This window comes from Micromonospora sp. NPDC018662, from assembly GCF_044391475.1.
GTDB lineage: Bacteria > Actinomycetota > Actinomycetes > Mycobacteriales > Micromonosporaceae > Micromonospora.
Window position 1 is genome coordinate 560,890 of sequence record NZ_JBISAC010000003.1, and the last position, 8,447, is coordinate 569,336.

Annotated in this window: 7 protein-coding genes; all 7 read left to right on the forward strand. The window is 74.0% G+C overall.

Annotated features, from left to right (window positions below):
* Nucleotides 1-8: 8 nt before the first annotated feature.
* The 7 genes from ACH495_RS12120 to ACH495_RS12150 all read left to right on the forward strand — a co-directional run bounded on the left by ACH495_RS12120 (nt 9) and on the right by ACH495_RS12150 (nt 8,310).
* A complete protein-coding gene (locus tag ACH495_RS12120; protein ID WP_396857748.1) occupies nt 9-1,082 on the forward strand; it encodes an ABC transporter ATP-binding protein in 1,074 nt (357 codons plus the stop codon).
* Nucleotides 1,079-2,863: an ABC transporter permease gene (locus tag ACH495_RS12125; RefSeq protein WP_396857749.1), complete on the forward strand. Its 1,785-nt coding sequence runs from the start codon at nt 1,079-1,081 to the stop codon at nt 2,861-2,863. The genes ACH495_RS12120 and ACH495_RS12125 overlap by 4 nt, the downstream gene beginning before the upstream one ends.
* Nucleotides 2,860-3,678, forward strand: coding sequence for a creatininase family protein (locus ACH495_RS12130; RefSeq protein ID WP_396857750.1), 819 nt, complete (start codon nt 2,860-2,862; stop codon nt 3,676-3,678). Before ACH495_RS12125 ends, ACH495_RS12130 begins: the two co-directional genes overlap by 4 nt.
* Nucleotides 3,675-4,646, forward strand: coding sequence for an amidohydrolase family protein (locus tag ACH495_RS12135; protein WP_396857751.1), 972 nt, complete (start codon nt 3,675-3,677; stop codon nt 4,644-4,646). The genes ACH495_RS12130 and ACH495_RS12135 overlap by 4 nt, the downstream gene beginning before the upstream one ends.
* On the forward strand, nt 4,643-6,094 hold the full coding sequence (locus ACH495_RS12140; protein ID WP_396857752.1) for an argininosuccinate lyase: 1,452 nt from the start codon (nt 4,643-4,645) through the stop codon (nt 6,092-6,094). The genes ACH495_RS12135 and ACH495_RS12140 overlap by 4 nt, the downstream gene beginning before the upstream one ends.
* A complete protein-coding gene (locus ACH495_RS12145; RefSeq protein ID WP_396857753.1) occupies nt 6,091-7,011 on the forward strand; it encodes an ROK family protein in 921 nt (306 codons plus the stop codon). The genes ACH495_RS12140 and ACH495_RS12145 overlap by 4 nt, the downstream gene beginning before the upstream one ends.
* Nucleotides 7,012-7,275: 264 nt before the next feature.
* Nucleotides 7,276-8,310 carry a hypothetical protein gene (locus ACH495_RS12150; RefSeq protein WP_396857754.1) on the forward strand — a complete coding sequence of 345 codons (1,035 nt, stop codon included), beginning with the start codon at nt 7,276-7,278 and terminating at the stop codon, nt 8,308-8,310.
* The last annotated feature ends 137 nt before the right edge of the window (nt 8,311-8,447 follow it).

An 8,447-nucleotide genomic window follows, 5' to 3' on the forward strand; every position in this document is an offset into this window, starting at 1 on the left:
GAGACATCATGATCGATGTCACGCTGGAGTCGGTGAGCAAGCGCTTCCCGCGTGCCGGCGACACCGCGGCGGTCGACGACGTCGACCTCCGCATCGGCGCGGGCGAGTTCTTCACCCTGCTCGGCCCGAGCGGCTGCGGCAAGACCACCACCCTGCGCATGGTCGCCGGCTTCTACTTCCCCAGCTCGGGCCGGATCCGGTTCGGCGCCGAGGACGTCACCAACCGGCCGCCGAACAAGCGCGACACCGGCATGGTGTTCCAGAACTACGCGCTCTTCCCGCACCTGAGCGTCGCCCAGAACGTGGCGTACGGCCTGAAGATCCGCAAGGTCGGTCGGGCCGAGTCGAAGCGCCGCATCGACGAGGCGCTCGGGCAGGTCCACCTGGCCGGGTACGGCGACCGGCGCATCGACCAGCTCTCCGGCGGCCAGCAGCAGCGCGTCGCGCTGGCCCGCGCGCTGGTGATCCGGCCGCGCACGCTGCTGCTCGACGAGCCGCTGTCCAACCTGGACGCCAAGCTGCGCGAGGAGACCCGGGTCGAGATCCGCCGGATCCAGAAGGAGTCCGGCACCACCGCGCTCTACGTCACCCACGACCAGGCCGAGGCGATGGCCATGTCCGACCGGATCGCGGTGATGGAGTCCGGCCGGGTCCGGCAGGTCGGCACGCCGCAGGAGATCTACCACCGGCCGGCCACCTCGTTCGTGGCCCGGTTCATCGGTCGCAGCAACGTGCTCAGCCTGCCGGTGGTGACCGCCGGCCCGGAGCGGGTGACGGTGGCGCTGCCCGGCGGCTGGGAGGTCCCGGTCGCCGCGCCCGCCGAGCACGGGCTCCGCGAGGGCACGACCGCGCTGGTCAGCGTGCGACCCGAGCACATCACGCTCGGCTCGCCCACCGACGAGGGCGCGCTGCCCGGCCGGGTCACCGAGCTGGAGTTCACCGGCATGGCCACCAACCTGCTGGTCGACGTGGCCGGCGAGCCGGTGCAGGTGGCCGCGATCGACGTGCCGGCCGGGCTGGCCGTGGGCGACCAGGTCGGGCTGCGCCTGCCGCCGGAGCGGATGTGGGTGGTGAACTCTTGAGCACGATCCCCGCGACCCCGAGCGCGGCCACCGTCCCGCCGATCACCGAGGACCCGACGCCCCCGGGCGGCCGGCGCTCCCGCCGCCCGGCGCTCAACGCCAACTCGCGCTGGTTCCCGTACGTCCTGGTGTTCCCGCTGGTGCTGATCCTCTTCGGCTACGTCGTGCAGCCGATGCTCGCCACGTTCGGCGAGAGCGTCGGGGTGGACGGCCCGGAGAACTGGGCCAGCTTCCTCACCGGCGACGGCGTGGCCCGCTCCGCGCTGCTCACCTCGCTGATGATCTCCGCCGCGAGCGTGTTCCTGTGCGGCGTCGTCGGCGTGGCCATGGCGTTCCTGCTGAAGCGGTTCTCGTTCCCCGGTCGCCGGCTCATCGAGGCGATCATCCTGGTGCCGGCGGCGCTGCCGCCGTTGATCGGGGCGATCTCGTTCCAGCTCCTCTACAGCGAGACCGGCATCCTGCCCCGGGCGCTGCAACAGCTCTTCGGCACCGAGAACCCGGTGCTGCCGTTCAGCGGCATCGCCGGCGTGCTGGTGGTGCACACGTTCACCATGTACCCGTTCTTCTACCTGGCCACGTCCGCCGCGCTGATGGGCATGGACCCGTCGGTGGAGGAGGCCGCCTACAACCTGGGCGCCGGCCGGGTGCGGGTCTGGCGGACCGTGCTGCTGCCGATGCTCACCCCGGCGCTGGTCTCCGCCTCGCTGCTGGTCTTCATGACGTCGCTGGCGTCGTACACCGCTCCGCTGCTGTTCGGGGTGGACCGCACCATGACCATGCAGATCTACATCAACCGCACCAACGGCGACCTGCCGATGGCCTCGACCTACGCGTCGGTGCTCGCGGTGGTCTCGGTGCTGTTCCTGCTCGGCATGCGCTGGTACGAGGGGCGGCGCAGCTACCGCTCCCAGTCCAAGGGCGTGGCCAGCCACCGCCGCGAGCTGACCAACCCGTTCGCCCGCTGGCTGGCGCTGGCCGCCTCGCTGCTCGCCGTGGTGGTGCTGCTCGCCCCGGTGGCGACCATCGCGCTGGTGGCCTTCTCCGAGGACGGGACGTGGACCACCGAGGTGATCCCGTCCGGCTACACCACGCAGAACTTCGTCACCATCTTCTCCGACCCGGACGCCTACCGGCCGATCGTCAACTCGCTCCAGATGAGCCTGCTCGCGACCGTCGGCTGCGTCGTGGTCGGCGTGCTCATCGCGTACGCGGTGCGCCGGCTCGACTTCCGCGGGCGCGGCCTGCTCGACGTGGCGGTCATGCTGGCCTGGGCGCTGCCCGGCACGGTGGTGGCGATCAACCTGATCTCGGCGTTCAGCACCGGCAACGCGTTCAGCTTCGGTCAGGTGCTGATCGGCACGTTCTGGATCATGCCGCTGGCCTACTTCGTGCGGTTCCTGCCGCTGGTGTTCCGGTCCAGCTCGGCCACGCTGGCCCAGCTCGACCCGTCGCTGGAGGAGGCCGCCCGCAACCTCGGCGCGTCCTGGGCGCGGGCGTTCGGCACGGTCACGCTGCGGCTGATGCTGCCGGGCGTGCTGGCCGGCGCGCTGCTCGCGTTCGTCAACGGCGTCGGCGAGTTCGTCGCCTCGGTGCTCATCTACACGTCGGAGACCGCGCCGATCTCGGTGGAGATCAACAACCGGATGTACTCGTTCGAGGTCGGCACCGCCGCCGCGTACGGCATGCTCCAGGTGGTGTTGATCTTCGTGGTGATGGTGGTCTCCGGCCGGTTGCAGAACGGCGGCCGGGCCGCCCGGGAGGCGGCGAAGTGGACGGCGTGACGAACCACTGGCCGGCCGGCGGTGGGCTGCTGCCCGCCGCCGACGTCCCCGGCGGCGAGCTGGCCGACGTGGTCGCGGCGGCGGACTTCGCGGTGCTGCCGGTCGGCGCCGTCGAGTGGCACGGGCCGCACCTGCCGCTCGGCGCCGACCTCATCCTGGCCGAGGGCTTCGCCGCCGAGAGCGCCGCGCCCGGGCCCGGCCCGCGCGGCGTGCTGTTCCCGCCGGTCGCGTACGCGGCCTGCCCCGGGCAGACCCGCCCCTGGCCCGGCACGGTGGCGATCCGGCCGGAGATCGCGGTCGGCTACCTCGCCGACGTGATCGAGGGCATCGTCGCGGCCGGCTTCCCCCGGCTGCTGGTGGTCAACGGCCACGACGCCAACATGTCCACCGTGCGGGCCGCGATGGAGTGGGTCTCCGGGCGGCGCACCGCCAGCCTGCTGCTGGTCAACTGGTTCCAACTGGTCACCCCGGCGGAGACCGGCGCGCTCTACGGCGACGTGGTCGCCCGCGGGCACGGCGGCGCGTACGAGACGTCCGGCGTGCTCGGCTTCGCGCCGGACACGGTACGCCTGGACGCCGCCACCGACCTGCCGCCGCGCCCCAAGCTGCCGGTGACCCACCCGTACGTGCTGGTCGAGTCGCGGCCCGACCCGTGGCAGGGCTGGTCCGGGCACGTCTCGCGGGCCACCGAGGAGGCCGGCCGGACGGTCCGCGCCACGGCCGGCGCGCGGCTGCGCGAGATCGTCGCCGCCTGGGTGGCCGCCCCGATGCCGGCCCCACCCACCGCCGACCCGCTACCTCAGGAGGACGTGTGACAGTCGACCGGGGACTGGACGTCGTCGACTTCCACCTGCACTTCCGCATCGGCGCCGACGAGACGGTCCACGCCTGCGAGGACGCCGCCGGGATGCACCCGGGCGGCACGCACGAGCGCGAGGTGCGGGCCGCCGGCTCCGCGCCGTATGCCAGGCAGTGGCGCCGGGCCTGGAGCTTCCCGGACCCGGAGCCGCCGGCCGAGCGTTGGCAGGACGAGGCGGACCGGTGGGCCGAGGAGCTGCGCGCGGTGCGGGTGCGCCGGGCGGTCTTCGTCACCGGCGGCGGCAACGACGCGCTCGCCGACGTGGTCGACCGGCACCCCGACCTGCTGCTCGGCCTCGCCCACCACGACCCGTACGGCCCGGACGCCGCCGTCGAGTTGGAGCGTGCGGTCACCGAGCGGGGGCTGCGCGGGTTGAAGCTGTTCGCGCCGCTGCTGCGCGGCCCGCTCGACCACGAGGACCTGGACCCGCTCTGGGGCACCGCCCAGCGCCTCGGCGTGCCGGTGCTGATCCACATCGGTCACTACGGCAGCGCAGGCGGCCTGTCCGTCGGCCGGTACGGCGGCCCGGACGAGCTGGTCCGGATGGCCCGTCGCTTCCCCGAACTGAACGTGGTGGTGCCGCACTTCGGCGTCCAGCACGTGCAGGAGCTGTTCTTCGCCGCCTGGGGCTGCCCCAACATCTCCATCGACACGTCCGGCTCGAACCAGTGGGTGCGCTGGATGCCGTACCGGCTCACGCTGGAGGACCTGTTCCGCCGCGCCTACGAGACGATCGGGCCGCAGCGCATCGTCTACGGCAGCGACTCGTCCTGGTTCCCGCGCGGCTACGTCACCCGCTACCTCGACGACCAGCTCCGCGTCTGCCACGAGCTGGGCCTGCCCGAGGACCACCTGCGCGCGATCTTCGCCGGGAACGCCGAGCGGCTGCTCGGCCTGACCGCGAACCGGAAGGAAACCCGATGAGCACGCTGACCACCTACCAGCGCCACCACCTGGCCCCGACCTACGACCACCACGTCGGGCGCCTCTACCCGGCCATGGTGCGCGCCAGTCAGGCGCACGTGGTGATGCTGACCGAGCAGCGGCTGATCCCCGCCGACCGCGGGGCCCGGCTGCTGCGCGGCCTGGCCGAGCTGCGCGCCGACACCACCGCCACCCCGGCGTACGACGGCAGCTTCGAGGACACCTACTACCTGCTGGAGAAGCGGCTCGCGGCGGCGTGCGGCATCCCCACCTCGGAGCTGGACGTGCAGCTCGCCCGCAGCCGCAACGACCTGGACGCCGGCGTGTTCCGGATGCTGCTGCGCGACCAGCTCGTCGAGGTGCTCCAGCGGGTGCTGGACACCGGCCGCACCGCGCTGGCCCAGGCCGACCGGTACGCCGACGTGGTCATCACCGGCTACACCCACCGCCGGCCGGCCCAGCCCACCACCATCGGGCACGCGCTGGCCGGTTACGCCGAGGCGCTCACCAACCAGGCCGCCGCGTACGCCGACGTGATCGACCAGCTCAACGTCTCGCCGCTGGGCTCCTGCGCGTTCGCCGGCACCGACCTGGACATCGACCCGTCCCGGGTGGCCGAGCTGCTCGGCTTCGCCGGCCTGGTCACCAACTCCTACGAGGCGGTGGCCGGCGCCGACCACCTGGTCCGGGTCGGCACGCTCAACGCGCGGGCGCTGGCCACCGGCGCCCGGCTGGCCCGCACGCTGATGGACTGGCTGAGCTGGCAGTGGGTCACCACGCCGGGGGACTTCACCCAGGGCAGCAGCATCATGCCGCAGAAGCGCAACCCGGTGGTGCTGGAGCATCTCGTCTCGTACGCCGGGCAGGCCGCGGCGGACGCCGCCTCGGTGCTCAACAACGTGGGCGCCGCCTGGTGGGAGGACTCCAACAACGCCACCACCGACGTGCAGGTGCGGCTCTGGGAGAGCAACGACCGGGCCGAGCGGTTCTTCGCGCTGGCCGGTGGCTTCCTCGCCGAGATCGCGCCGCTGAACCCGCCGAGCCGGGAGGAGATCGTCGCCTCCGGCGCGACCACCACCGCGGCGGCGGACGCGCTGACCCGCCACGGCGTACCGTTCCGGGCCGCGCACTCGGTGGTCGGCCGGCTGGTGCGCGCCGGCGGGCCGGACACCTGGACCCCCGAGGGCGTCCGCGCCGCGGCCGACGGGATCGCCGGCGAGCTGGACGACGCGGCGGTGGCCGACCTGATCGCCGCCGCGGTCCGCCCGGAGCTGGTGCTCCAGCGGGCGCAGGCCGACGGGCCGGGCGCCCGCGCGGTCCGCACCCAGGTGGGCGTGCTCTCGGCCGCGCTCGACCCGATCGCCGACCGGCTGACCGCCGTGCGGGGATTGCTGCGCCAGTCGGACGACATGCTGGACGCCGTGGCCGCCGAGCTGGGGGCCCGGTGACCGTGCGGCTGACCGACCCGTCCGCCACCGGCACGGGCGGTCCGGGGCTGCTGCTCGGCATCGACTTCGGCGGCACGAAGATGGCGGTCGGGGTGTCCGACACCGACGGCCGGCTGCTGGCCCACCGGCGGGTGCCCACACACGCCGAGCAGGGCGCGCCGCAGGCGCTGTCCCGGGCGCTGAAGCTCGCCGGTGACCTGGTCGGCGAGGTCGGCGGCCCGCTCGCCGCCGCGGGCGTGGCGTCGCCCGGCGTGGTCCGCCCGGACGGCATCGACCTGGCGCCCAACGTGCCCGGCTGGGAGCGGCTGCGCCTGGCCGACGCGGTCCGCGACGCGCTGGACGTGCCCCGGGTCGCGGTGGACAACGACCTGAACGCCGCCGCGCTGGCCGAGCTGCGGCTGGGCGCGCTGCGCGGTGTCGACCCGGGGCTGGTGGTGGGCATCGGCACCGGGATCGCGGCGGCCGTGACGGTCGGCGGCGCGGTGCTGCCCGGTCATCGCGGCGCGGCCGGCGAGATCGGGTACGCGGTGGCCGGCGCGCCCTGGCCGGGCACGATGCTGGAGCTGGACTTCTCCGGCCGGGCGCTGGACCGGCTCGCCGCCGACCTCGGCGTGCCGGACGGGGCGGCCGGCCTCACTACCGCCGCCGAGGCGCCGGGCGCGGCACGCGACGCGCTGGCCGCCCGCGTCGACGAGGCGGCCCGGACGCTGGTGACCTGCTGCCTGCTGCTCGACCCGCAGCGGATCGTGCTGGTCGGCGGCGTGACGCGCAGCGCGGTGATCCGGCGGATGCTCGTCGACCGGCTGACCGAGGCGCTGCCGCACCCGCCCGACGTGGTGCGCTCCCGCTTCGCCGACGACGCGGCGTTGTACGGCGCGCTGGCGCTGGCGCGGGACACGGTGCCGGCGCCGCGCTGACCGCGCCGATGTGTCGTGTGCGTCACACTTCTCGACGCTCCCGGCGTCGGGTCCGGGAACCGGAACTTGTTGCACCGCAACGGATTCGGCCTGGTGGGGTGCGGTCGCCGGACGGGCGGCGCACCCCGCCGGGCACGCACCGGAACGGCCCCGGCACCGGTGGTGAAGACCGATCGAACTTCGGTGATCGCGGATTTGCAGCCGTCATTACGCTGCGGGGTGGTTGATCGCCGGAACCACGGACGACAGGTGGAAGAACCTCAGATGAGTGACAATCACCCTCCCTACGGAGGTTATCCGGACCCGAACGCCGGAGCGTGGGGCAACCAGCCCGACCCCAACGCCCCCTACGGCCAGCAGCCGGCCTCCGGCGCGCCGTACGGCCAGCAGCCGGCGTCGGGTGCCCCGTACGGCACGCCGCCCGCGTCCGGCGCGCCCTACGGCCAGCAGCCGGCGTCCGGCGCGCCCTACGGCACGCAGCCGGCCTCCGGTGCGCCGTTCGGCGCGCAGCCGGGTGCGCCGTACCCGCCGCCGCCCGGCTATCCCGGCCAGCCGGCGCCGTTCGCGCCGGTCCCGCCGCCGGCCAAGTCGAAGAAGGGGCTGATCGTCGGCCTCGCCGCCGGGGCGGTGACGCTCACGCTGCTGTGCTGCGGCGGTGGGCTCGCCTACGTCGCGTTCGGCGGCGACGACAAGGACGACCCGACGCCGATCGCCTCGGGCAGCACGACCCCCGGCCCCGGCACCCCGACGCCCGCCCCGAGCGAGTCCGGGCCGGAGTCGACCGGGCCGGACGAGCCCTCCAACAACGACGCGCTGACCGCCCGCTACTCCAGCGAGATGTCAGCTGTCTGCGACGGCGGGGCGATCCTCAACGCCGCCCCGTACACCGGCCCGTCGAGCGCGAAGGCGTACGTCTTCTCGAACGCCCCGGACCGGCCGACGTTCTGGTCGCAGAAGTCGTTCAGCTCGGAGAAGTCGTACTACGTGAAGTCGGCGGACTTCGCCAGCGCGTCGGTGATCGGCTGCCTCAAGGTGGTCGACGGCAGCGAGGGCACGCCCAAGAAGTGCCAGTACAAGGCCAGCGACGGCAAGGCCGTCACGGTCGACTACATCTCCTCGCGGTACACGCTGACGTTCTACGCCGCGAAGACCGGCGAGAAGATCGGCGACGGCGGCACGGTGACCGCGCCGGCCGCCCGCTGCCCGAGCTTCATCTCCTACAACAAGGTGACGATGAAGTCGTACGCCGCGCCGGACAGCGGCACCATGGAGGCGGCGCTCGACCGCTTCCTGAAGTAGCGGATCGTCGAGGGGGCCCCGGCGGCGCGGCCCCCCCCCGCGGGGCCCCCCCCCCCCACCCCCCCCCCGCCCCCCCCCCCCCCCCCGTGCCGCCCGGGGGACCCGTGGCCCGGGCCCGCGCCCCAGCCCCCCCCCCG

Excerpts from the sequence above, each read along its gene's own strand:
- ACH495_RS12120 (WP_396857748.1), top strand. The coding sequence starts at position 9 with ATGATCGATGTCACGCTGGAGTCGGTGAGCAAGCGCTTCCCGCGTGCC.
- ACH495_RS12140 (WP_396857752.1), top strand. The coding sequence starts at position 4,643 with ATGAGCACGCTGACCACCTACCAGCGCCACCACCTGGCCCCGACCTAC.
- ACH495_RS12150 (WP_396857754.1), top strand. The coding sequence starts at position 7,276 with ATGAGTGACAATCACCCTCCCTACGGAGGTTATCCGGACCCGAACGCC.